Annotated in this window: 16 protein-coding genes; all 16 read left to right on the forward strand. The window is 70.1% G+C overall.

Annotation, left to right across the window (positions count from 1 at the left end):
- Nucleotides 1-180 precede the first annotated feature (180 nt).
- The 16 genes from AC3A6R_RS26125 (at nucleotide 181) to AC3A6R_RS26200 (ending at nucleotide 23,283) form a co-directional block, all read left to right on the forward strand.
- Nucleotides 181-2,088 carry a protein kinase domain-containing protein gene (locus AC3A6R_RS26125; protein ID WP_487861340.1) on the forward strand — a complete coding sequence of 636 codons (1,908 nt, stop codon included), beginning with the start codon at nucleotides 181-183 and terminating at the stop codon, nucleotides 2,086-2,088.
- 54 nt (nucleotides 2,089-2,142) lie between these two features.
- Nucleotides 2,143-3,765 (forward strand): murein transglycosylase A, encoded by a 1,623-nt coding sequence (gene mltA / locus AC3A6R_RS26130; RefSeq protein ID WP_487866033.1) that lies wholly within the window; start codon nucleotides 2,143-2,145, stop codon nucleotides 3,763-3,765.
- Between the two features lie 157 nt (nucleotides 3,766-3,922).
- Entirely contained in the window at nucleotides 3,923-4,672 is a 750-nt protein-coding gene (locus AC3A6R_RS26135) for a hypothetical protein (RefSeq protein WP_487866034.1), read from the forward strand.
- 28 nt (nucleotides 4,673-4,700) lie between these two features.
- Nucleotides 4,701-5,834 carry a hypothetical protein gene (locus AC3A6R_RS26140; protein WP_487866035.1) on the forward strand — a complete coding sequence of 378 codons (1,134 nt, stop codon included), beginning with the start codon at nucleotides 4,701-4,703 and terminating at the stop codon, nucleotides 5,832-5,834.
- 116 nt (nucleotides 5,835-5,950) lie between these two features.
- Complete coding sequence (locus AC3A6R_RS26145; RefSeq protein WP_487866036.1) at nucleotides 5,951-7,942, forward strand: caspase family protein; 1,992 nt, start codon at nucleotides 5,951-5,953, stop codon at nucleotides 7,940-7,942.
- 37 nt (nucleotides 7,943-7,979) lie between these two features.
- Nucleotides 7,980-8,537, forward strand: a complete 558-nt coding sequence (locus AC3A6R_RS26150) for a type VI secretion system tube protein Hcp (RefSeq protein ID WP_487866037.1) — start codon at nucleotides 7,980-7,982, stop codon at nucleotides 8,535-8,537.
- A 1-nt stretch (nucleotide 8,538) separates the two neighbouring features.
- The gene (locus tag AC3A6R_RS26155; RefSeq protein WP_487866038.1) at nucleotides 8,539-9,354 is read left to right on the forward strand and encodes a type VI secretion system accessory protein TagJ; all 816 of its coding nucleotides are present in this window, start codon (nucleotides 8,539-8,541) and stop codon (nucleotides 9,352-9,354) included.
- Nucleotides 9,347-9,856 carry a type VI secretion system baseplate subunit TssE gene (gene tssE / locus AC3A6R_RS26160; protein ID WP_487861347.1) on the forward strand — a complete coding sequence of 170 codons (510 nt, stop codon included), beginning with the start codon at nucleotides 9,347-9,349 and terminating at the stop codon, nucleotides 9,854-9,856. The genes AC3A6R_RS26155 and tssE overlap by 8 nt, the downstream gene beginning before the upstream one ends.
- 9 nt (nucleotides 9,857-9,865) lie before the next feature.
- On the forward strand, nucleotides 9,866-11,758 hold the full coding sequence (gene tssF / locus AC3A6R_RS26165) for a type VI secretion system baseplate subunit TssF (protein WP_487861348.1): 1,893 nt from the start codon (nucleotides 9,866-9,868) through the stop codon (nucleotides 11,756-11,758).
- Nucleotides 11,734-12,861 carry a type VI secretion system baseplate subunit TssG gene (tssG, locus tag AC3A6R_RS26170; protein WP_487861349.1) on the forward strand — a complete coding sequence of 376 codons (1,128 nt, stop codon included), beginning with the start codon at nucleotides 11,734-11,736 and terminating at the stop codon, nucleotides 12,859-12,861. Before tssF ends, tssG begins: the two co-directional genes overlap by 25 nt.
- Before the next feature lie 39 nt (nucleotides 12,862-12,900).
- Nucleotides 12,901-15,600: a type VI secretion system ATPase TssH gene (gene tssH, locus AC3A6R_RS26175; RefSeq protein WP_487866039.1), complete on the forward strand. Its 2,700-nt coding sequence runs from the start codon at nucleotides 12,901-12,903 to the stop codon at nucleotides 15,598-15,600.
- A 35-nt stretch (nucleotides 15,601-15,635) separates the two neighbouring features.
- The gene (locus AC3A6R_RS26180; protein WP_487866040.1) at nucleotides 15,636-18,449 is read left to right on the forward strand and encodes a type VI secretion system Vgr family protein; all 2,814 of its coding nucleotides are present in this window, start codon (nucleotides 15,636-15,638) and stop codon (nucleotides 18,447-18,449) included.
- Between the two features lie 26 nt (nucleotides 18,450-18,475).
- The gene (locus AC3A6R_RS26185; RefSeq protein WP_487861352.1) at nucleotides 18,476-21,073 is read left to right on the forward strand and encodes a DUF2169 family type VI secretion system accessory protein; all 2,598 of its coding nucleotides are present in this window, start codon (nucleotides 18,476-18,478) and stop codon (nucleotides 21,071-21,073) included.
- Between the two features lie 16 nt (nucleotides 21,074-21,089).
- Nucleotides 21,090-22,142: a pentapeptide repeat-containing protein gene (locus AC3A6R_RS26190; RefSeq protein WP_487866041.1), complete on the forward strand. Its 1,053-nt coding sequence runs from the start codon at nucleotides 21,090-21,092 to the stop codon at nucleotides 22,140-22,142.
- A gap of 47 nt (nucleotides 22,143-22,189) precedes the next feature.
- Nucleotides 22,190-22,879, forward strand: a complete 690-nt coding sequence (locus tag AC3A6R_RS26195; RefSeq protein ID WP_487866042.1) for a DUF3540 domain-containing protein — start codon at nucleotides 22,190-22,192, stop codon at nucleotides 22,877-22,879.
- An 8-nt stretch (nucleotides 22,880-22,887) separates the two neighbouring features.
- Nucleotides 22,888-23,283 (forward strand): DUF4150 domain-containing protein, encoded by a 396-nt coding sequence (locus tag AC3A6R_RS26200; protein ID WP_487861355.1) that lies wholly within the window; start codon nucleotides 22,888-22,890, stop codon nucleotides 23,281-23,283.
- Nucleotides 23,284-23,421 lie beyond the last annotated feature (138 nt).

Here is a 23,421-nt window from a genome sequence, read left to right on the forward strand (position 1 = left end):
CCCGCGAAACGCGAGCACCGCAGGTTGCCCCGTAGCGCAGCGAAGGGGTCGCAGACAGCGGGGTCGCCTTTTCTTTGCTTACTTTCTTTTGGCGAAGCAAAAGAAAGTGAGGCCGCCGCCGGGCGGACACCCCGGCCCCGGGAAACAACCGCTCAGCCTGCGCCAACAAGGAGCCCGTCCATGACCGACTCCAACAAAGACGAAGAAGACCGCACCCGCGTCGTCAGCAGCCGGACCGACGCGCCGACCACGCTGGGCGACACCGCAGCCACCGTCATCACCGCCGGCACACCCGTCACAGCCCCCGCCACCGGCACCCACGAAGCCGGCCTCCTCCCCGTAGCCAGCCGCCTCGCCGAATTTGAGATCACGCGCGTCATCGGCCAGGGCGGCTTCGGCGTGGTCTACGAAGCCTGGGACCACACGCTCGAGCGCGTCGTCGCCATCAAGGAATACCTGCCCACCTCGCTCTCCACGCGCCAGCAGGACGGCACCGTCGTGCCGCTGTCCGAGCGGCACCGCGAGACCTTCGATCTCGGCATGCGCAGCTTCATCAACGAAGCGCGCCTGCTCGCGCAGTTCGACCATCCGTCGCTGCTCAAGGTCTACCGGTTCTGGCAGGAGAAAGGCACCACCTACATGGTGATGCCGTTCTACCGCGGCGACACGCTGCGCCAGGCGCTGGTGTCGATTCCCGCGGGCGTGGACGAGGCCTGGCTGATCCGCATCATGGACGGCGTGACGCAGGCGCTCGCGGTGATGCACGGTGCCAATTGCTACCACCGCGACATCGCGCCCGACAACATCATCCTGCTCGAAGGCTCGGGCCGGCCCGTGGTGCTCGACTTCGGCGCCGCGCGCCGCGTGATCACCGACAAGACGCAGGCGATCACCGTCATCCTCAAGCCGGGCTACGCGCCGATCGAGCAGTACGCGGAAATGCCCGACATGTCGCAGGGCGCCTGGACCGATGTCTATGCGCTGGCGGCGGTGATGCACGTGGCGGTCTGCGGTCGCGCGCCGCCGCCTTCGGTGGCGCGGCTGCTTTCCGATAGCTACGTGCCGCTCGCGGGCAACGAGATCCTGCGCGAGCGCTACAGCTTGCGGCTGCTGCAGGCGATCGACGCGGGGCTGGGCGTGCGGCCGGAGGCGCGGCCGCAGTCGATGGCCGAACTGCGCGCGGCGCTCGATCTCGAAGTCGGCACCAGCATCGCGCCGACGCCTCGCACCTCGCCGGCATCGCCCGGCGCGGGCGCGATGGCCCAGGCCGATCTGCCGACCACCATCGGGCGTGGCAGCAAGGCGATGGCACCGGCACCGGCACCCCGGCCGCAAGGCCGCGCCGACGGCGGTGGCGGCAGCGGCAAGACCGTGGCCACGATCGCCTCGGTCGCGCTGCTTGCCGCGGTGGGTGCCGGTGGCTGGTGGTGGCTGCGCGGCGCAGCCGACGCGCCTGCCGATGGCGGCAGCGGAGGACAGGCCGTTGCCGTGGCGCCCGCGCCGCCGGCCGACACGGGCGACAGCGCCGTCGAGGCCCCGCCGCCGCCGCCGCCGCCGCCGCCCCCTCCACCGAAGCCCCGCACGCCGCTCGAGTCGCTGCGATCGCTCGCGGCCGGCGCGGCGCCGGGCTTCGGTGTGGCGGCGGTGCCGGCCAAGGCCGAGGTCGCGATCGGCAAGGACCGCCTCGGCTTCGAGATCAAGAGCCAGCGCGACGGCTTTGCCTACGTGTTCCTGCTGTCCAGCGGGGGCGAGATGTTCCTCTTGTTCCCGAACCTGCTCGACAAGCACAACAAGCTCACGGCCGGCAACGCGCTCTCGCTGCCGCGCGCTTCCTGGCCGATGAACGCGGGCGGACCCGCGGGCACCAACCATTTCGCGGTGCTCGTGAGCGAGCACGAGCGCGACTTCGGCAACGCGGGCGTCCAGAACGACGGCGTGTTCCCGCAGTTCCCGCTGCCGGTGCTGGCCGCGCTCGAGGCCAACCGCGGCACCGGACCGTCGCCACTGCTGGGCAAGCCGATGTGCGCGCCCGGCGTCCCCTGCAACGACGCGTACGGCGTCGCGAATTTCAAAATCGTCGAGAAGTAATCGTCTGCAGGAGGAGGGCCCGCCGGGCCCTCTTCTGCCGACATGGAGGCTTTCATGAACACACGGTCGCCGATCTTCGTTCCCGCGCTTCGCTGGGCCACCGTGGCCGCCGCCGCGCTCGCGGCAGGCTGCGCCAACCTGCCGTACTTCGGGCGCAGCGCCGACGGGGCCGTTGTTGCTCCCGCCAGCGCGCCCGCCGCGCCCGCGGTGGTGGCCGCCGCCCCACCTGCGCCTGCACCCGCCCCCGCCCGGCCCCCGCCAGGCGCAAGCGTGGCCGGCCAGGCGCGCACCTTCTCCACCCAGCTGGCCACCTACACGGCGGTCAGCTTCGATGCCGTGCCCGGCTGGCGGCGCGACGATTTCTCGGAGAGCTGGCCCGCCTTCCTCACGAGCTGCAAGGTGCTCACGGGCCGCGGCGCCGAATGGAAAGACGTGTGTGCGCGCGCACTCCGGGTCGACAGCCGCAACGACGTCGCGATCCGCGGCTTCTTCGAGCAGGAGTTCTCGGCCTACCAGATCCGCGACGACGACCGCCGGCCCGACGGCGTGGTCACGGGCTACTTCGAGCCCGAGATCGCGGGCAGCCGCACCTACGCGCCGCCCTACATCTACCCGGTGTACGGCCAGCCCGAAGACATGCTGTTCGCCGACGCGCGCAAGCTGCCGCGCGGCAACGGCACGGTCGCCGCGCGAGTGCAGGGCCGCAACGTGCTGGTGCAGACGGGACTCAGCACGCGCGACATGGGCGCGCCCGGTCTCTATGCGCTCGACCTCTCGGCGATCACGCGCGACACGCTCGACCGCAAGGTGCGCCTGCGCGTCGAGGGCAAGCAGCTGCTGCCCTACTACACGCGCGAAGAGATCGAGACCAAGGGCGCGCCCAACGCCAAGGTGCTGGCCTTCGTGAGCAGCGCCACCGCCCTCTACGAGATGCAGATCCAGGGCTCGGGCCGCATCCGCCTGCCGAGCGGCGAGGTCGTGCGCGTGGCCTATGCCGAGCAGAACGGCCAGCCTTTCCGCCCGACGATCGCGAAGGCGCCCAACGGCAAGCCACGCAGCGCGGTCAAGGTGCGCGGCTCGTCGATCGAGCTGGAGCTCGATGACGGCGATGACGACGAGACCGATGGCGTCGAGACCGGCGTGATCCGCACCCGCGGCTTCACGCTGGCGCGGCCCGTGAACAGCGGCGCGGTGGTGGTGCCGGGGCGCCGTGCGACCGGCCGCGTCGCCGGCTCGGGCATCACCGACCCGAGCTACGTCTTCTTCAAGGAGTCGCAGTCGCCTGAGGGTGGCCCGGTGGGCGCGTTCGGCGTGCCGCTGTCGGCCGGCCGATCGATCGCGGTCGATCCGCGCAGCACGCCGCTCGGCTATCCGGTGTTCATCTCCACGCGCACGCCGCGCACGGGCGAACCGATGCAGCGGCTGACCATCGCGCAGGACACCGGCGGTGCGATCCGCGGCGCGGTGCGGGCCGACTACTTCTTCGGCAACGGCCAGCAGGCCGCAGCCAATGCGCGCCGCATGAAGGAGCGCGGCCAGCTCTGGATCCTGCTGCCGCGCGGACTCGCGGTGGCGCAGGCGGCCGCGTCCTCGGGGATCCGCACGCGCGGCGCGGCCGTGGGCGCGGACCTGCCGCAATGCCTGGTGCCCACTGAAGACATTTGCGTCGACGATTGATGCACAACGCCTGCCAGTCCGTCCCTGCAGCGGCCCGCGCAGCGCGGCCCCTTCGGGAAACACCGCGGAACCGGCTTTGCCGGGCCGCTGGTGTTGCCCCCGGAGAGGGGGAGGGCGAAGCGACACGCAGTGCGCGAAGCCTGGGGGAGAGCCAGTGATGCAGGAAACGCTGTCGTCCGCGCAAAGCACCGAGCTCGTGCGCCTTTGGCGCCGGCGCCAGGCGCTGTCCGCAAGCGACATGGGCGCCATGTACCGCATCGTGGGCGATGCGCTCGTGGCCTGCAATCCGCCCGAGCTGCAGGTGCTGGGCGAAGGCCGCCAGGAGCTGGTGGCGCAATTCATCTACGTGAAGGTGCTGCGGCTCGATGCCGATCCCGACGAGGCCGACGAGCGCGCGGGCCACAGCGCGCCGTCGAGCGCCTTCGCGCTGTGCGCGTACTTCCGGCGCTACCTGATCGACTGCACGCGTGCGAGTTCGTTCCGGCGCAAGCTCTCGATCGGCGACCAGGTCACCGAGGCACAGCTCGAGGAGGCGCTCGGCGCCGACGAGGACATGGACGCCTGCCTCGCGGAGCACGGCCTGAGCGCCGCCGCGGTGCAGCAGGCGGCACGCGCCTTCATTGCGCAACTCGACGAACCCGAACGCCTGCTGCTCTGCGAAGGCTTCGGCAGGGAGGCCGAGGGCGGGCTCTCGGGCATCGCGTCGCGCCACGCCATTGCGTCGTACCACTACCGTGCGGGCCGGCTCGGCCTGGTGCACAAGCGCGACGCGCTCACGGCCGACTACGCCAAGACCCGGCTCGGCGGCTGGCTGCAGCAGACGCTGGGCATCGCGATCGAGCGCGAGAACATGGCCGCGATCCTGCAGGTTTTCAAAATCCTCGGCGCTGAAGCGTCTTATGCCTGAAGACATAGCCATTCAGGAACAGACCGCCATGCCGACCACCGAACTCTGGCCCCCCCTCAGCGTCATCCGCAGCGCGTTCGAGGCGCCGGGTGCCGTGCCCGCGCCGCCTGCAGCCGACACGGCGGCCGTCGTCGCGATACCGGGCCGCGCCACGCCCGCGCCGCCGCCCGATGCGCCGCGCGCGGTGCTCGACCTGCTGCTGCCGCTCGCCGAACTGGCGGCGCGCCGCGAGGCCGTCGCACGCCGCGCCTTCACCGCGCGCTGGGCGCCAGGCCGGCTGGTGAGCGTGGTGCACGAAGGTCGGCTGCTCGGCGTGCTGCTCGACCGCTGCGTGCAGGGCAGCGTGTGGCAGGGCTGGATGGCCGCCAGCGAGGCCGACTGGGCCGGCGCGCACGACGTGCTGCTCGAGCCCGGGGACGAGCCCTTCGAACCCGCCTTCGGACTGGTCCAGGCCTGGAACGTGGTCACGCTCGAACCGAGCCCGCAGCTCTGCGCGCGCGTGCTCGGCGAGGTTTCGGCCACGCGGCTCGCCGCCATCCGCGCGGTGCACGACGAATGGGCCGCCCAGGCGCCGCTCGGCATCGCGCCGGCGCCGGGCCACATCGCCTTGCGCACCGCGGGGGGCGTGTTTTCGGTGCTGTGCGGAACCCCCCTCGGCGCCGACGATCCGCGCGCCGACTACCAGGCGCTCTACCGCACCGCCGCGGCGCAGCTTGGCACCGCGCTGCAGCCGCAGGCCGTGGAGGGCACGCCGCGCGCCAGGCCGCAGCCGCGGCCCGAAGGCGGCTGGTGGGGCAGCATCCGCCGCTGGTTCGGTACGGAGGGCTGGATGCGGCCCGCGCTCGGCGTACTCGCGCTGGTCGTGGTGGTGCAGAACGTTGGCCTCTTCGGCAGCCGTGGCGATGAAGACGACGCGGTGCGCTTCCGCAACCTGCCCTCCGCGCCCGCCGCCGCGAGTGCCGACCTCGTCGTGCGCTGGAAGGACGGCGTGCGCGTGGACGAGGCCGACCGGCTGCTGCAGGCGGTGTCGGCCGAAGTGGTGGGTGGGCCGGGCAGCAACGGCGTCTGGCGCCTGCGCGTGCCCGATGTCGAGCAGAGCCTGCAGTTGCTGGCTGCGTCGCCGCTCGTCGAGACTGCCGCACGCGCGACGGAGCGGCCATGACCCGTGGCGCACGGCTCCCCGTCTTGCTCCCTCCCCCTCTGGGGGAGGGCAGGGGTGGGGGCCCGCGGTGCTCGATCGCTTCGCAACTCCTGCAATGCCTGCTGCTGATCGCCGCCATGCTCCTCCTCGCACCGCAGGCCGCCGCCGCCCAGCGCGCATTGCTCGTCGGCGTCTCCGAGCTCGTCAACCAGCCGCAATCGCTCTGGCTCCAGGCCCCGCGCAACGACGTGATGCTGATGCGCGACGCGCTGCTCAAGCAGGGCTTTGCGCCAAACGACATCGTGCTGCTCGCCGACGGCGTCGAGGGCGCGGCGCTGCCCGCGTCGCACGCCATCCATGAGGCGCTTGGCCGGCTGCTCGCGCAGTCGAAGAGCGGCGATTTCGTGCTGCTCTACTTCTCGGGGCATGGCACGCGCTGGCGCGATGCGGCCAAGCGCTACCAGGAGCCCGATGGCCTGGCCGAGAACTTTCTCGCGCGCGACGTGCGCGGCACCGTGGGCGCGCAGGCCGCGCTCTCGGGCGGGATGCGCGACGTCGACTTCGACGCCTGGGTGGAGGCCTTCCTCGCGCGCGACGTGTTCGTGTGGTCGGTGTTCGACACCTGCGCCGCCACCTCGATGACGCGCAGCACCGCGGCCGCGCCGGCCGTGGCCGAAGGCCCGCCCGACGACGAGGTGCGCTGGCGTGGGCTGCGCACCGCGCAGCTGCAGGCCGCTGCCGCTGCCGCATCGCCCGCCGTCGCTGCAGTGCCCGCGCCGCCCGCGTCCGAGCGCGTGCCACGGGCGCGCTACGTCGCCTTCTTCGCATCGGAAAGCCACCAGATCACGCCCGAGCTCCGGCTGCCGCGCCAGGGCCGCCACGCGCGGTCGCAGGGCCTTTTGACCTGGGCCGTGGCGGGCGCGCTCGAGCGCCGGCCCGCGACCTGGCGCGAACTCTTCGATGGCGTGCTCTCGGTCTATCCGCCGGTCATCGACGAGCTTGCGCAGCGCTTTCCCACGCGCGAACTGCCTTCGCCGGTGGCCGAGGGCAACCTCGATGCACCGCTGTTCGCCAACGGCGCGGGCGCGGCGTCCACGCGCCCGGCCTGGCGCGCGCAGCGCAGCGGCGACCAGCTCGTGCTGCAGGCGGGACTGATCGATGGTGTGCAGCCATCGCAGGAACTGCGCGTGAGCGCCACGCTCGACGACGGCACCCAGCGCAGCGCCCCGTCGCGGCTGGCGCAGGCCGACATCGACAGCGCGCGCCTGCCGGTGCCCGCGCCGCTGCGCGACGTGGCGGGTGGCGCGCTTTGGAACGTGTCGCCGCTCGCCGCACCGGCCGCGTTCGCACTGCGCGTGCGCGGCCAACCGCAGCTGCAGCCGCGGCTGAACCTCGACTATCCCGCCTCGGTCGCGCTGCTCGGCAGCGCGGGCGGCGATGCGGCCGAGGCGCCCGAGGTGCGCTGGACGGACCTCGGCGCCGCCGGCCACAGCATCGAGGTGCTCTCGCCCGCGCTCGGCGCCGGCACGCAGCTGCTGCCCAATGCCGCGGCAGCGCGCCGGCGCATCGCGCTGCTCGCGCGCCTCAAGTGGTGGAACCGGCTGGTCGCCATCGGCCAGGCGGGCGCCACGCCGGTCGAAGGCTTCGACGCCGTGCTCGAGGTGTGGCAGGGCGATCGCCTGCTGCGCAGCGAATCGGCGCTGCGTGCGGGCGCAGGCGGCCTGCTGCCGCTCGGCGACGGCGAGCGTGTCGCGCTGCATGTGCGCAATGCCAGCGGCCATTCGGTCGACATGGTGGTGGTCGGCGTCGACGCCGACGGGGCGCTGCGCGCGGTCTACCCCGACGACCCCGGCGCGACCAACCGTTTCGAGCGCGGCACGCGCGAGGCACCCGCGGCCAAGCGCTTCGAGCTGCCGTGGCTGGCGTCGGCCGGCGGCGCGCGCCTGCTGGTGCTCGCGACCGTGGCCGGCCCCCACACCGCGCCGCGGCTCTTCGGCGCCGCGCCGCTCGACACCGCCACGGGCGGGCTGGCGGGGCTTCGGCTTCGCGGCCAGCCCGCGCCCGACAAGGCGCGGCAGACCTATGCCGCCCTGGTGCGCTGGCCGGGCGAGGGCCCGGCCGCGCGATGACCGCACCCACCTACTTTTCTGCCATCAGGAGATCGACATGAGCTGGACTTACGACGGAAAACTGGACCCCGATGAGGCCCTGCGCCTGCTCGATCACCTCTCGGGCCAGTCGGGCAACGACTTCGCGATGATGATCGAGAGCAAGGGCTCGGCGATCGAGGGTGAATCCAAGCGCACCTACGAGGACGGCAAGCAGCGCATGGAGATCGGCGGCTACTCGTACAAGACCGACGTGATCGTGCCGCCGGGCGCGAGCAAGGGCAAGCTGCGCAACTACCCGTTCATCGTGATCCGTGACTGCGACGCCGCCACCGCCTCGATCGCGAGCCTGCTCAAGAGCCAGGACGCCGACTTGAAGGTCACGGTCTCGGTCTTCAAGGCCGGCGGCGACAGCTCGAAGGACATGCAGTCGCACCTGGAGTTCGTGATGGAGGGCGCGCGCGTGCAGTGCCATGCGATCGTCACCGGCGGCTCGCCCAAGCGGCCCTGCGACATCATCTTCTTCAGCTACCGCAAGCTCGAGATGCGCTCCGCGCCGCAGCAGCAGACCGGGGCGCGCGGTGCCGTCAGGACCTGCACCTTCGTGGATGCATGAGATGAGCACCGCCGCAGAACTCCTCAAGTCCGCCGACCCGGTCGGCGCCCTCAAGGCATTGAGCGACGACGTGCGCGCCAAGCCCTCCGACAGCAAGCCGCGCGTGTTCATGGCGCAGCTTCTGTGCGTTCTCGGGCAGTGGGAGCGTGCGCTCAACCAGTTGACGGTCGCGGCCGAACTCGATGCGCTCGCGGTGCCGATGAAGCAGGTGTATGGCGAGGCCATCCGCTGCGAGGGCCTGCGCGCCGAGGTGTTCGCCGGCACGCGCACGCCGATGATCTTCGGGCAGCCCGACGAATGGCTGGCGCTGCTCATCGAGTCGCTGCTGCGGCAGGGGCGCGGCGAGGCCGACCTGGCCGAAGACCTGCGCCAGCGCGCGTTCGACGCGGCGCCCGCGGTCGGCGGGCGCATCGACGGCGTTCCCTTCGAATGGCTGGCCGATGCCGACATGCGCCTGGGGCCGGTGCTCGAGGCCTTCGTCAACGGCAAGTACTACTGGATTCCGTACGCGCGGCTGTCGCACATCAAGATCGAGCCGCCCGAGGACCTGCGCGACTGCGTGTGGATGCCCGCGCACCTTGCGTTCGAGAACGGCGGCGAGACGCTGGCGCTGATCCCCACGCGCTACGAAGGCAGCGAGCAGTGCGACGACGGCGAGCTGCGGCTTGCGCGCAAGACCGCATGGCGCGAACTGCGGCCCGAGGTCTGGGCCGGCCACGGGCAGCGCGTGCTCGGCAGCGACCAGGGCGAGTACGCGCTGATGGATGTGCGCGAGATCGTCTTCGCGCCGGCGGCCGAAGGATCGGGCGGTGGCTGACCTCAGCGCGCAGGAGCGCCTGCAGCCTTCGCTGCTCGACCGGCTGGTCGACGAGGCGCCCGGGGAAAAACGCGAGAGCGACGAGAAGCGCACGCTCACCAAGCAGGCGCTGCGCGCGGCGGTGCTGCGCGACCTGAGCTGGTTGTTCAATGCCACCGGCTACGGCCTCGCGATGGACGACCGGCAGTACCCGAACGCGGCGCGCTCGGTCCTCAACTACGGATTGCCTATGCTGTCTGGCCAGTTCACCTCGTCGGTCCAGCGTGTCAGCATGGAACAGGCTCTGAAGAACGCGATCCTGCAGTTCGAGCCCCGCATCTTGTCACGCACTCTCGAAGTGGAACTCGTCATGGATGGCCCCGCCCTCGACTCGCACAACAGCATCGGCCTGCAGATCCGCGGCATGCTGTGGGCGCAGCCCGTGCCGCTGGAGTTCCTCATGCGCAGCCGGGTCGACCTGGAAGAAGGACGCATCGAGATCGAGGACATGTCCAACCGGTAGCGCCCGCGCATGGACCCCCGGCTGCTGAACCTGTACGAGCAGGAGCTTCGCTACTTTCGCGAAAGCTCGGCCGAGTTCGCTCGCGCCTTCCCGAAGATCGCGCACCGCCTCGGCATCGAGGGCCAGGAAGTCGCCGACCCGTACGTCGAGCGGCTGATCGAGGCCACGGCCTTCCTGTCGGCACGCGTCAACCTCAAGCTCGACGCCGAGTACCCGCGCTTCACCGGGCACCTGCTCGACATCGTCTATCCGCACTTCCTCGCGCCCACGCCTGCGATGGCCGTGGTCTCGTTCGCGCACGATCCCGAGGACGCCAACCTCGCGACCGGCCCGACGCTGCCGCGCGGTGCGGGCCTGCGCGCACGCCAGGCCGTGGGCCAGAACACGTATTGCGAATTCCGCACCGCGGCCGCAATGCGGCTGTGGCCACTCGAAGTGCAGCGCGCGCAGTACTTCAGCTATGCGCCCGACCTGCCGCTGGCCACGCACCCGGAATCACGCGCGATCCGCGGCGGCCTGCGCATCCAGCTGCGCACCACCGCGGGCCTGAACTTCAGCCAGATCGCGCTCGACGAGCTGGTGCTGCACCTGGGGGGCGCCGAAGACGTGGCCTGGCAGCTGCACGAATGCGCGCTCGGCCGGCCGATCGGCGTGCTGGTGCGTCCGCTCGGCGCGGGCGGTGCGCTGCAGGGCGAGGTGCGCAGCCTGCCCGCGAGCGCCATCGGCGCGGTGGGTTTCGACGACGAAGAGGCGCTGCTGCCGGTCACGGCCACGGGTTTTTCTGGCTTTCGGCTGCTGCAGGAGTACTTCGCGTTTCCGCAGCGCTTCCAGTTCATCAAGCTCGGCGGGCTGCAGCCGGTGCTGTCGTCGATGCCGGTGGGGCAGGTCGAGATCGTGCTGCTGTTCTCGCGCGGCGACGCCGCGCTCGAAAAGCTCGTGAGCGCCGAGAACGTGCAGCTGCATTGCGTGCCCGCGGTCAACCTGTTCCACAAGCGGCTCGACCGCGTGCCGCTCAGCGAGGGCGTGAGCCAGTTCCACCTGGTGCCCGACCGCACGCGGCCGCAGGACTTCGAGGTGCACACCGTCAACGAGGTCGTCGGCCACGGCGCGCCGGGGGCGGACGCCGCTGCGGCCGAGCAGCTGTTCCGGCCCTTCTATTCGGCCTTTCACGGCACGCGCCACAGCCACCCGGCCTACTACACGACCACGCGCGAGCCGCGCATGCTGTCGGTGCGCCAGCGCACCGAAGGCAACCGCAGCAGCCATATCGGCTCCGAGGTCTACATGCAGATCGTCGATCCGCAGCAGGCGCCGTACGCGGGCACGCTGCGCCAGCTCGCGGTGTCGGCGCTGTGCACCAACCGCGACCTGCCGCTCTTGCTGCCGCTGGGCCGCGAGAACGACTTCGACTGCGTCGACTCCTTTCCCGCGCAGCGCGTGCGCATGGTGCGCGGCCCGTCGCGGCCGGTGTCGCCGGTGGTGAGCCAGGGCCTGGGCTGGCGCGTGCTCGACCATCTCGCGCTCAACTACCTGTCGCTGTCCGACAGCACGCCGCAGCAGGGCGCCGCGGCGCTGCGCGAGACGCTGATGCTCTACGCGGTGCATGGCGACGAGATGCGCCAGGGCCAGGTGCGCGGGCTGCTGTCGGTGAAGGCCAAACCCGTGGCGCGCCGGCTGCCGATGAAGGGGCCGATCGCCTTCGGCCGCGGGCTGGAGGTCACGCTCGAGGTCGACAAGGATGCGTTCCACGGCCACAGCGTGTTCCTGTTCGGCGCGGTGCTGGCGCGCTATCTCGCGCGCCATGTCGAGGTCAATCATTTCGTCGAGACCGTGGTCCGCGTGGCGGGCAAGGGCGAGAACATGCGCTGGAGGCCGCTGTGCGGGACACGCCAGATCCTCTAGCGGCCGGCGCCGCGGGCGCGTCGGCCACCCACGACGCGGTGCGAACGCGCGTCGATGCGGCGCTCGGCCAGTATTCGGACCAGCCCTGGGCGTATGACTACTTCGCGGTGCTGCGCCGGCTCGAGGCCGCCGCCGCGACCACGCCGCGCTGGGGCCGTGCGCTGCTGCCGGGCGCCGAGCCGGTGCGCGTGGGGCAGGAGCCGTCGCTGTCGTTCGCGCCGGCCGCGTTCAGCCGCTTCGAACCGGCGGCCGCGCATTCGCCGCCGCGGCTGCGGCAGCATTTCTTTGCCTACATCGGTCCCAACGGGCCGCTGCCGGTGCACCTGAGCGATTTCATCCGCGAGCGCAGCCTGAACCATGGCGACCCGACCTGGCTCGCCTTTCTCGACAGCTTCCTGCATCGCTTCTCGCTGCACTTCTACCGCGCCTGGGCGCAGGCTCGGCCCGCGGTGGCGCTCGACCGGCCGCACGAGGACCGCTTCCGGCTGCAGGTCGGCGCGCTCGTGGGCGTCGGCACGCCGGGGCGCATCGGCCGCGACGAAATCCACGACGACGCGCGGCTGCACTTCTCGGGCTGGCTCGCGCGCCGCGTGCACAACGCCGAGAGCGTCGAGGCGGTGCTGTGCAGCTACTTCGGCGTGCCGGTGAAGCTCGAGCGCTGGGTCGGTCACTGGATGGCGCTGCCGGCCGGCGAGTTCACGCGGCTGGGCCGCGGCGAGAGTTCGCGTTCGATGGGCCTGGGCGCCATGCTCGGCACGCGCGCCTGGGACCGGCAGCACCGCGTGCGGCTGCACATCGGGCCGCTCGATCTGGCGCAGTACCGCATGTTTCTGCCGACCGGCGATGCGCAGCCCGTGCTGCAGCGCTGGATGTCGCAACTGCTGGGCGACGAACTCGAATGGGATGCCGAGCTCGTGCTGCAGAAGGAGCAGGTGCCGCCCGCGCGGCTCGGCCAGCACCAGGGCAACGCGCCGCGCCTGGGCTGGATCGCGTGGCTCGGCGAACGCACGCGTTCGCGCGACGCGGCGGACGTGCGCATCGCGAGCCGAACCCCTGCCCGCAGCGGACGACAAAGCGAATCCGCGCCGCTGGCCTTTCAATGAAACCCCTTTCGTTCGTCTTGAAGAGATACGGAGTCCTCCATGAGTGAAATCAGCCGCACAGCCCTTTTCGGCAAACTGAATGCGCTGGCCTACAAGGCCATCGAGGGCGCGACCGTGTTCTGCAAGATGCGCGGCAACCCCTACGTGGAACTCGAGCACTGGTTCGCCCAGCTGCTGCAGGCGCAGGACTCGGACCTGCACCGCGTGATCCAGCACTACGGCCTCGACGTGTCGGTGATCGCCAAGGACATGACGGCCGCGCTCGACCGCCTGCCGCGCGGCGCCACCGCGATCAGCGACTTCTCGCCGCACATCGAGAACGCGATCGAGCGCGCCTGGACCTATGCCACGCTTCAGTTCGGCGAGGCGCAGGTGCGCACCGGCTACCTCGTTGTGGGCATGCTCAAGACGCAGAGCCTGCGCAATCCGCTGTTCAACCTGTCGAAGCAGTTCGAGAAGATCAAGCTCGAGGACTTGTGCGACAACTTCGCGAAGATATGCGACGCCTCGCCCGAAGCGCAGATGCGCGCGCAGGACGGCACGGGCTTGGGGCAAGGGGCGCCCGGCGAAGATACCGGCGCGATGGCGCCGGCCGCGATGGGCAAGGGCGACGCGCTCAAGAAGTTCGCGGTCGACCTCACCGAGAAGGCGAAGAAGGGCGAGATGGACCCTGTGACCGGGCGCGACGAGGAGATCCGCCAGATCGTCGACATCCTGATGCGCCGGCGCCAGAACAACCCGCTGCTCACCGGCGAGGCCGGCGTGGGCAAGACGGCGGTGGTCGAGGGCTTCGCGCAGCGCCTGGCGCGCGGCGACGTGCCGCCGCAGCTCAAGGACGTGAAGCTGCTCACGCTCGACCTTGGCCTGCTGCAGGCCGGCGCAAGCATGAAGGGCGAGTTCGAGCAGCGGCTGCGCCAGGTGATCGACGAGGTGCAGAGCTCGCCCACGCCGATCATCCTTTTCATCGACGAGATCCACACGCTGGTGGGCGCGGGCGGTGCGGCCGGCACCGGCGACGCGGCCAACCTGCTGAAGCCCGCGCTCGCACGCGGCAACCTGCGCACCATCGGCGCCACCACCTGGGCCGAGTACAAGAAGTACATCGAGAAGGACCCGGCGCTCACGCGGCGCTTCCAGGTGGTGCAGGTGCCCGAGCCCGACGAGACCAAGGCGATCCTGATGCTGCGCGGCGTGGCCAGCGTGCTCGAGAAGCACCACCGCGTGCAATTGCTCGACGAGGCCATTGAGGCGGCCGTGAAGCTGAGCCACCGCTACATTCCTGCGCGCCAGCTGCCCGACAAGGCCGTGAGCCTGCTCGACACCGCCTGCGCGCGCGTGGCCGTGTCGCAGCACGCCACGCCGCCCGAGGTGGAAGACTGCATGCGCCGCATCGAGGGCCTCACGGTCGAGCAGGAGATCATCGGCCGCGAGGAGGCCATCGGCATCGACGTGACGAAGCGTGCTGCGCAGGTGGCGACGCTGCTCGACGAGTCGAAGACGCAGCTCGTGGCACTCAATGCGCGCTGGCAGGAGGAGAAGGGGCTGGTCGACCGGCTGCTTGAACTGCGGGCGAAGCTGCGGGGTGGGAACAAGCCGGTGGACGCCTCACTCCCTCCCCCACCGGGGGAGGGCGGGGGAGGGAGCGACAACCGCGCCGCGCTGCTTGAAGAGCTGCATGCGCTGCAGGCGAAGATCCACGCTGTGCAAGGCGAGTCGCCGCTGATCCTGCCTTCGGTCGACGAACAGGCCGTGGCCTCGGTGGTGGCCGACTGGACCGGCATTCCGGTCGGCCGCATGGTCAAGAACGAGGTCGAAGCGGTGCTCAAGCTCGCCGACACGCTGAACCAGCGCGTCATCGGCCAGAAGCACGGACTCGAGATGATCGCGCGCCGCATCCAGACCTCGCGCGCACGGCTCGACAACCCGCAGAAGCCGATCGGCGTGTTCATGCTCTGCGGCACCTCGGGCGTGGGCAAGACCGAGACCGCGCTCGCGCTGGCAGAGGCGCTCTACGGCGGCGAGCAGAACATCATCACCATCAACATGAGCGAGTTCCAGGAGGCGCACACCGTCTCCACGCTCAAGGGCGCGCCCCCGGGCTACGTCGGCTACGGCGAGGGCGGCATCCTGACCGAGGCGGTGCGCCGTCGGCCCTACAGCGTGGTGCTGCTCGACGAGGTCGAGAAGGCCCACCCCGACGTGCACGAGATCTTCTTCCAGGTCTTCGACAAGGGTTGGATGGAGGACGGCGAGGGCCGCATGATCGACTTCAAGAACACGATCATCCTGCTCACCACCAACGCCGGCAGCGAGCTCGTGATGAGCATGTGCCGCGACCCCGAGCTGCTGCCTGAGTCGAACGCGCTGGCCGATGCGCTGAAGGCGCCGCTCATGAAGGTGTTCCCGCCCGCGCTGCTGGGGCGCATCGTCACCATCCCGTACTACCCGCTGTCGCCCGAGATGATGAAGAAGATCGTGCGGCTGCAGCTGGGCCGCATCAAGAAGCGCGTGGAGACGAACCACGGCGTGCCCTTCGAGTACAGCGAAGCGGTGGTCGAACAGGTGGTGGCGCGCTGCCAGGACCCGGAGTCGGGCGGCCGCGTGATCGACGCGATCCTGACCAACACCGTGCTGCCCACCATCTCGGTCGAGTACCTGCAGCGGCTGGCGTCGGGCGGCGAGATCCGCCGCGTGGCCCTGGACGTGAAAGACGCCGACTTCACCTACGCCTTCGACTGATTCGCAGCTTCCGAGGCTTCCCACAAGAGAACCCCATGGCCGACCACGCGTTCCGTATCGAATCCGATTCACCCGCCAAGGACGATCTGATGTTCTGGCGCATCGTGGGCCACGAGGCGCTGGCGCGCCCTTCGACCTACGAACTCACGGTGCTGTCGACGAACAAGGCGATCGATGCCACGGACATTCTCGGGCGTGCGTTCGACGTGGTGATCGAGTTCGAGGACGCCGACGGCGGCGGGCACGAGCGGCACTGCCAGGGGCATGCGGTGCGCTTCGTGCGCAGCGGGCACGTGGGCCGGCATTTCGAATACCGCATCACGCTGCGCTCGTGGTTCTGGCTTTTGACCAAGCGCACCAACTCGCGCATCCTGCAGGACAAGAAGGTGCTCGAGGTGCTCGACGCGGTGTTCGAGGACAGCCCGATCAAGCGCTTCAAGAAGACCAAGGCCGGCAACGTGATCGGCACCCACACGCCGCGGCGCTACTGCGTGCAGCACCAGGAGAGCGACTACCAGTTCCTGTCGCGCCTGCTCGAGGACGAGGGCATCTACTACTGGTTCGATGCGCACGATGCGCCGGGCACCATGCACCTGTCGGACGCGAGCGACCTGGCGCATGAGAAGCTGCCGGTCGTCGACACGCTGCACTACGCGCTCGACGGCGCGAGCGAGGCGCGGCACGCAGAGATCACGCGCTGGGTGAGCGCGCGCCAGTTCGACACCGGCAAGCAGGCGTCGCGCGACAGCGACTTCAAGGCGATCAAGAAGAAGCTCAACCTCGAGATCGATGCGAGCGACGACCACGAACTCGCCGACTTCGAGGAATTCGAATTTCCCGGCGGCTACTTCAACGGCGACGACGGCGAGAACCGCACCAAGTGGCGCGGCGAAGAGCTCAATGCGCGCCGCGACCGGCACTGGGCTCTCACCAGCTGGCCCGACGTGGCCGCGGGGCGCAGCTTCAAGTTCGAAGGCGATCCCGACGGCACCCGCAACGGCGACTATGTCATTGCGGCCTGCACCTTCATGGTGAGCCACCACAGCTACGAGAGCGTCGACGCCAGTGCCGCGGCGCCCCGCCATGTGCATGCGGTGCTGGCCGAAGCGCTGCGAGACGATGCGGTGAACGCCGACACGCTGGAGGTGCTCGAGGACCTGATCGCCGGCACGCCCGTGCTCAACACCGCGCAGCCGGGCGCCAGCGCGTTCCTGATCACGGCGCTGCCGATGGAGCGCGCCTTCAGGCCGCCGCGCCTCACGCCACGCGTGACCATGCCGGGGCCACAGACCGCCATCGTGGTCGGCCCGGCGGGCGACGAACTGCACGTCGACGATCACGGCCGCGTGAAGGTGCACTTTCATTGGGACCGCTACGACGAGAGCAACGAGAAGTCGACCTGCTGGGTGCGCGTGTCACAGCCGTGGGGCGGCAAGGGCTGGGGCGGGTATTTCGTCCCGCGCATCGGCCAGGAGGTGATCGTCGACTTCCTCAACGGCGACCCCGACCGGCCCGTGATCGTGGGCCGCGTCTACAACGACGACCAGCCGATTCCCTACAAGTCGCCCACGCAGAGCGGCTTCAAGACCCGCTCCACGCCCGGCGGCGGCCCCGCGAACTACAACGAGATCATGTTCGAGGACAAGAAGGGCGCCGAGAACATCAACATCCATGCCGAGCGGAACATGAGCCGCAGCGTGGAGCTCGACGACTCGACCTCGGTGGACCGCGACCAGTCGGTGACGGTGAAGCGCGACCAGACCTCCACCATCGTGCGCAACCGCAAGACGACGGTGGAGAACAACGACACCACGGAGATTCGGCAGTTCCAGAAACTCACGGTCGGCAAGAACCAGGACAACCACATCGTCGGCTACCAGACCACGAACGTCGACATCGACCATGCGCTGCTGGTGAAGGGCCATCACAAGATCCAGGCCGACGGCAACCGCACCGACATCACGGGCGGCAACGAGACCCGCACCGTCATCGGCACGCAGACGGTCACGGTGCAGGGCGGGGTGAAGTACAAGGCACCGACCATGCTGTTCGAAGCCGGCCACATGGAGTTCAAGGTGACGGGCGCCAATTCGATGAAGATCGATGCCAACGCCGCACCCTATGCGGCGGCCTTCCAGAAGTACACGCTGGTGAGCAACACCGAGCTCAACATGGTGGCGGTGGGCAACATCAACACCGTTTCCGTGGGCTCGAACACCACGGTGCTGGGCCCGAACTCGAGTGGGTACATGGGCATCAACACCGACTTCAATCTCGGTGTGACCCGATCGACCTTCATGGGCCTGAGCATGGACAACGCGCTGGGCGTCGCCATGTCGAACTTCCTGGGCCTCAAGGTCGAGAACACGCTGGCCATCAGCATGGGCTCGGTGGCGGGACTGAACATCCAGCGCGACGGAACCTCGGTGCGGCAGGCGCCGTTGCATTCGATCATGCCCGGCGCTGGCGCCGGCAACGGCGACCCGGCGACCGCCTTGATGGCGAAAGCGGGGACTGCCGGGGCGGTCACAAGCCTGGGCTACGGCGCCGTGTCCTATCTCAGCGGCGCCGCGTCGTTCGGCGAGCAATACAACGATGCGCACAAGCTCCTGACGGAAATCCTGTCGAGCAATGACATCGACAAGATTCCGGGCATGCGCGGGCGTCTCACGCGCATGCGCAGCATGGTGGGCGAAAACCGCGACGATGCAGTGGTGACGGTAGGGACCTTGGGCGCGGGCGGCGTGATCTACGCGGCCCTTGGCTTGTTCCCCAATGCGATCGGCACCGAGCGCGAGGCCGGCGACCTGCTGGACCGCGACGACGCCGGCAATCCGACGCAGGAGTGACGCGAGCTCCACCGCGCGAGGCCACCATGCAAGTCGTCAAACCCCAGGCAGTCTGCCTGACCACCCGTCCGATCGAGTACCGCAAGCGATTCGGCCTGTGCGTGACAGCGATGCTGCACGTTCCCTTTGCTCAGGCCGCCGGCGGGACGCTCTGGGGCGAGCAGTCGGCATGGAACTTCATCGGCCACGAGATGTCGGTGCCGCTGGTGGACGAGGGGGTGGCCAAGCTCACGTCGGAGTTCCTGGTGCACGGCAAGGCCTTCGCGCCGAAGGACGCGCGGGGCGCATGTGCCGTGCGCGCGCGCGTGGGCAGCCGCAGCAAGAGCCTGCTGGTCTTCGGCGACCGCCGGTGGGAGGGCGTGAACGCGACCGCGCCCGCCGCGTTCGACGAGATGCCGATCGAATGGGCGCGCGCCTGGGGCGGGCCCCCGGAGCCGGGCAATCCGGACGGCGTCGGGGCGGCGCCGCAGGATGGGGTCCACCGGCTGCCGAACATCGAGCTGCCCGGCGATCCGCTGCGCCACCCCGACCAGCGCGTGGTGCCCGCAGGCTTCGGCGCGCGCGGGCCGATGCATCCCGAGCGTGCACGCTATCGCGGCACCTATGACGCGGACTATCTGAAGATGCACGCGCCAGGCTTCGCGCCCGACCTGGACTGGCGCTACTTCAACCTTGCACCGGCGGACCAGTGGTTCGATGCGCCTCTGCGCGGCGACGAGCCCTTCGCATTCGATCACATGCACCCGCAGAAGGCGTCGGTCGAGGGGCGTCTGCCCGGCCTGCGCGCACGCGTGTTTGCCGACTATCGCGCCGCGGGCGCCACCGCGCCGCGCCTGCGCGAAGTTCCGCTGCGCCTGACGACGGCCTGGTTCTTTCCGCATGCCGAGCGGGCGCTGCTGCTGTTCCAGGGGCTGGCCGAAGTGGCGCGGGACGATGGCGGCGACGTGCACGGACTGCTCGGCGCCGTCGAGCGGCTCGACGCGCCGCGCCCTGATCACCACTACCTCGACGCGCTCGCGCGCCGCGCCGATCCGCGCTGGGGCGGCATCGAATGCCTGGACGACAGCGACCTGCTGCCCGAAGGCCTCGATGCCGTCGACCCGGAAGCCGAGCGCGCTGCGGAGGCATTCGCGAGCCAGGGCCTGCAGGCCGAAGCACAACGCCGCCGTGCGGAAGTCGACGTGGCACTGGCACGCGAAGACCTGCGCGCCAGCGGCCGCGACCCGGACGCCCTGGGCGTGGTCATGCCCCCGCGCGAGACGCTGCCCACGCCGGCGCAGCGCGTCCCTTTTCTCAAGAAGAAGATCGTCGAAGCCGAGCAGCAGCAACTGGCGGCCATCGACGACGTTCTCGATGCCCTCGAAAGGGCGGCGGCCTCGTCCAAGGCGCATAAGGCGATGAAGCCGTTGCCGCACCGCGGGCCGCCAACGTTCAACGCCGACGTGGCGCTCGAGCGACTGCAGGCGGCCAACGCCGGGGCGACCGGCACCTTCGATCTGTCAGCCACGCGCGCCAAGCTGCTGCAGCAGGAAGCGATGGAGCGGGTGGGCTACCTGCAAGGCGCGCACGAGCAGTCGCCCGCACCTGCCATGGCGCCAGCGCAGGCGGCCACCCTGCGCGACGGGTTGAAGCAGGCGCTTGCGGGCGGGTTGCGCTTCTTCAGTGGCATGGACTTCACCGGTGCCGATCTCTCGGGCCTCGATCTGCGCGGCGTCAACTTCGCGGGCGCCTGGCTCGAAAGCGCAGACCTCACGAAGGCCAACCTGTCGGGCGCGAACCTCACTTCGGCGGTCCTGGCGCATGCCAGGCTCGACGGTGCCATCGGCATTGGCACTGTGCTGCGCGGTGCGAACCTGGGCCGTACCCGGTGGCAGGGCGCGGTGTTCGACGAGGCCGACTTCAGCGACACGCAACTCTCGCAAGCGGACCTCGGCGGCCTGGCACTGCGCCGTGCTCGCATCAAGGGCGCAATGCTCATCGGCACGCGCTGGGAGGGCGCCGATGCGCACGGCCTCCAGGCCCAGGAGCAACTTTTCTATCGCCTGGCGCTGCCGGGCCTGCGGCTCGGCGAAGCCGGGCTGGCGGGGTGTCAGTTCGTCGAGTGCGACCTCACCGGGGCGGACTTCCGCGAAGCGAACCTGGCGCAGGCCAATCTCGTGACCTGCCAGCTCGAAGGCGCACGCTTCGGCGGCGCGACCGGCGGCGGCATGGTCTTCGCGCAGCATTGCTCCTTGGCCGATGCGGATTTTTCCGGGGCGCGGATGCAGGGTGTCAATTTCGGCGGCTCGGACATGTCCCGTGCGCGCCTGGTCGGCAGCGTGGTCGACGGCGCCAACTTCTGCGAAGCCCTCCTGCCGGACAGCGACTGGCGCATGGCTTCGGCCAAAGGCGCCCTGCTGCGCCGCACCGCGCTGCAGGGCGCGCGCCTCGCGGGTGTGAACTTCAGCGACGCGATCCTGCAGCATGCCGATCTGCGCGGCGCCGATCTGCGCAACAGCAATCTCTTCGGGGCCGACCTGTCGCGTGCCCGGCTCGATGCTGGCGTGCGCTTCGAAGGCGCGCTGCTGAAGCGCGCGCGCACCTGGCCGCGGCTCACGCCCGAACAGCACGCTGCCGGCGCATGAGGACCTCGAAATCAAGATGAACGCGACCACGCTGGTACTTGCCGTGCTGCTCGGCGAATCGATTCCCGACCTGGACCTCTCGGGCGGCCACTTCGCGAACGCCAGCCTGGCCGGTGCCTTGTTCGATCGCACCGATTTCTCCAAGGCCGACCTGCGCGGGGCCGACCTGCGCGAGGCGGTCTTCAATCAGTGCGACCTGCGAGGGGCATTGCTGGGCGGTGCGCGGCTGCAGCGCGCCGTCTTCGATCAATGCCAGATGGCGCACGCCGATCTGCGCGCGGCGGCCCTGCACGCGGCCGTGCTCAGCGAGTGCGACGCATCGCATGTCAACCTCACGGATGCCGACCTGAGCATGCTCGCCTGCACCCGCTCACGCCTGGACCACGCGATGCTGCGCGGCGCGCTGCTCGATGCCAGCGTGCTGACCGAGAGCAGCCTGCTCGACGTGGGGGCGGAGAACACGCGCTGGGTCCACACCACGGTCGCCGGTTGCGACCTGCGCCATGTCGGATGGCAGGGCGCCACCCTGCTGCGCACCGCGTTCTCGACGACCCAGCTCGCGGGCGTCTCCTTCGAGGGCGTGGCGCTCGAGAGCTGCCAGTTCGCAGGCGCCGACCTGCGCGGCGCGCTTTTCAGCGGCGCCGCGCTGCGCCAGTGCAACTTCCAATCGGCCAAGCTCGACGAGGCCCGCTTCGACCGCATCGATGCGCCGCTCGCGCTCTTCTGCGAAGCCGAGGGGGCGGGCGTGGATTTCAGCCACGCCAAGCTGGCCCAGGCGCTGTTCACAGGTGCCCGCCTGCCGCAAGCCAACTTCAGCGCTGCACAGCTCTACCAGGTGCACTTTGCAGGCGCGAGCCTTGACGGCGCACGGTTCGTTGGCGCCGACCTGACCTATGCCGACCTGCGCCACGCCAACCTCCAGCGCGCGGACCTGAGCGACGCGACCCTGGCCCGTGCCTGCCTGCACCGCGCGAAGACCGACGACGCCCGGATGGACGACCGCGCGCGGGCACTGGAGACCGACGCCGACCTCGCGCAGGCCGAGGACTGGCGGCCTGTCCCGGTCTGATGTTCGCCTGCCGATGCCGCTCGATTTCTTTTGATGGAAGTGCTGCCATGAAGACCACCTCTCGCCACACACCTCGCAGGGCCGACGCCGCGCTGCACCGAAGCCGCCCCGCTGCTGCCGTCCAACCGCCCCACGCCGGCCATCCCGAGCACTGCTGGACCGCGCTGCTGGAAGCAGGCGACGACGGTCAGCCATGCATCCGGAACGGCGAGGCATTCACGCGCGTTCGTACGGCGGCCAGTTGCCTGCTCGCGCCCATCGCCGGGGACACCGTGCTGTGCTTCGGCGCTGCGCCGGACGACGTCTGGGTGCTGGGCGTGCTGGAGCGCTGCGCCGGCGCGCAGGAGCGCCTGCTTCAGTGCAGCGGCGACACGCGCTTCGTCGTGGAAGGTGGCCGGCTCGCGCTCGAGGCCGAGCAGCTGCAGATGAAGTCTGCGCGCCTCGAGATGCGGGCCGACACCGCCGCCGTGTCGATCGACGCGGCCGAGTACGTCGGCGAGCGCGTGCGCCTGATTGCCGGCACGGTCAAGCTGGTCGGAAGCGTGCTCAGCACCGTGATGGACCGCGTCAACCATTTCAGCCAGCACTACCTGCGGACCACGCGCGGGCTCGACCGCGTCAGCGCCGACCACATCGAATGCGATGCCGCGCAGCTGCTCCACTTGCGCGGCGAGCATGCGCTCATCAACGGCGCGAAGCTGGTGAAGACGCGCGGCGCGCAAATTCATTTCGGCTGAGGACGCGCATGTTCGCCAACTGCCAGATGATGGGCACGGACATGGGGTTCCCCGACGTCTGCATCACGCCCGCTGCGCCATCGCCGATTCCGGTCCCCTATCCGAACATCGCGATGGGGCCGATGGCCATTCCGAACTGTCCGACCATCCTGTTCATGGGCACGCCGGCCCACAACCTCGGCACGACCATTCCGATGACCAACGGCGACAACGCGGGCGTGCTGCTCGGCGTGGCCTCGGGAACCGTCATGGGCCCGAGCCGGCACCTGACGGGTGCGTTCACGGTGTTGCTGAACAGCATGCCCGCCACCCGCCTGACCAGCACCTCCTTGCAGAACAGCACCAACTGTCCCGGCGTGCGCACCGTGCCGAGCCAGACGCTCGTGCTGCTGCTGGCGCCTTGAGGCAAGCACTTCATCGCGGCCACGGCATATCTCTTCCGGCGAGATTGCCAATCCGCGCACTGGAATGAATACTCCTTCGGACATCTTCGCCCGCGCGCGCACGGGCTGTATTCGGGCCTAGCTGCCCCGAGGGCCGAT

The organism is Variovorax sp. Soil_C_19, assembly GCF_057657255.1.

What these genes read in the sequence shown, in the direction of transcription:
- AC3A6R_RS26125 (WP_487861340.1), top strand. Translation starts at nt 181, where the DNA reads ATGACCGACTCCAACAAAGACGAAGAAGACCGCACCCGCGTCGTCAGC.
- mltA (WP_487866033.1), top strand. Translation starts at nt 2,143, where the DNA reads ATGAACACACGGTCGCCGATCTTCGTTCCCGCGCTTCGCTGGGCCACC.
- AC3A6R_RS26135 (WP_487866034.1), top strand. Translation starts at nt 3,923, where the DNA reads ATGCAGGAAACGCTGTCGTCCGCGCAAAGCACCGAGCTCGTGCGCCTT.
- AC3A6R_RS26140 (WP_487866035.1), top strand. Translation starts at nt 4,701, where the DNA reads ATGCCGACCACCGAACTCTGGCCCCCCCTCAGCGTCATCCGCAGCGCG.
- AC3A6R_RS26145 (WP_487866036.1), top strand. Translation starts at nt 5,951, where the DNA reads ATGCTCCTCCTCGCACCGCAGGCCGCCGCCGCCCAGCGCGCATTGCTC.
- AC3A6R_RS26150 (WP_487866037.1), top strand. Translation starts at nt 7,980, where the DNA reads ATGAGCTGGACTTACGACGGAAAACTGGACCCCGATGAGGCCCTGCGC.
- AC3A6R_RS26155 (WP_487866038.1), top strand. Translation starts at nt 8,539, where the DNA reads ATGAGCACCGCCGCAGAACTCCTCAAGTCCGCCGACCCGGTCGGCGCC.
- tssF (WP_487861348.1), top strand. Translation starts at nt 9,866, where the DNA reads ATGGACCCCCGGCTGCTGAACCTGTACGAGCAGGAGCTTCGCTACTTT.
- tssH (WP_487866039.1), top strand. Translation starts at nt 12,901, where the DNA reads ATGAGTGAAATCAGCCGCACAGCCCTTTTCGGCAAACTGAATGCGCTG.
- AC3A6R_RS26180 (WP_487866040.1), top strand. Translation starts at nt 15,636, where the DNA reads ATGGCCGACCACGCGTTCCGTATCGAATCCGATTCACCCGCCAAGGAC.
- AC3A6R_RS26185 (WP_487861352.1), top strand. Translation starts at nt 18,476, where the DNA reads ATGCAAGTCGTCAAACCCCAGGCAGTCTGCCTGACCACCCGTCCGATC.
- AC3A6R_RS26190 (WP_487866041.1), top strand. Translation starts at nt 21,090, where the DNA reads ATGAACGCGACCACGCTGGTACTTGCCGTGCTGCTCGGCGAATCGATT.
- AC3A6R_RS26195 (WP_487866042.1), top strand. Translation starts at nt 22,190, where the DNA reads ATGAAGACCACCTCTCGCCACACACCTCGCAGGGCCGACGCCGCGCTG.
- AC3A6R_RS26200 (WP_487861355.1), top strand. Translation starts at nt 22,888, where the DNA reads ATGTTCGCCAACTGCCAGATGATGGGCACGGACATGGGGTTCCCCGAC.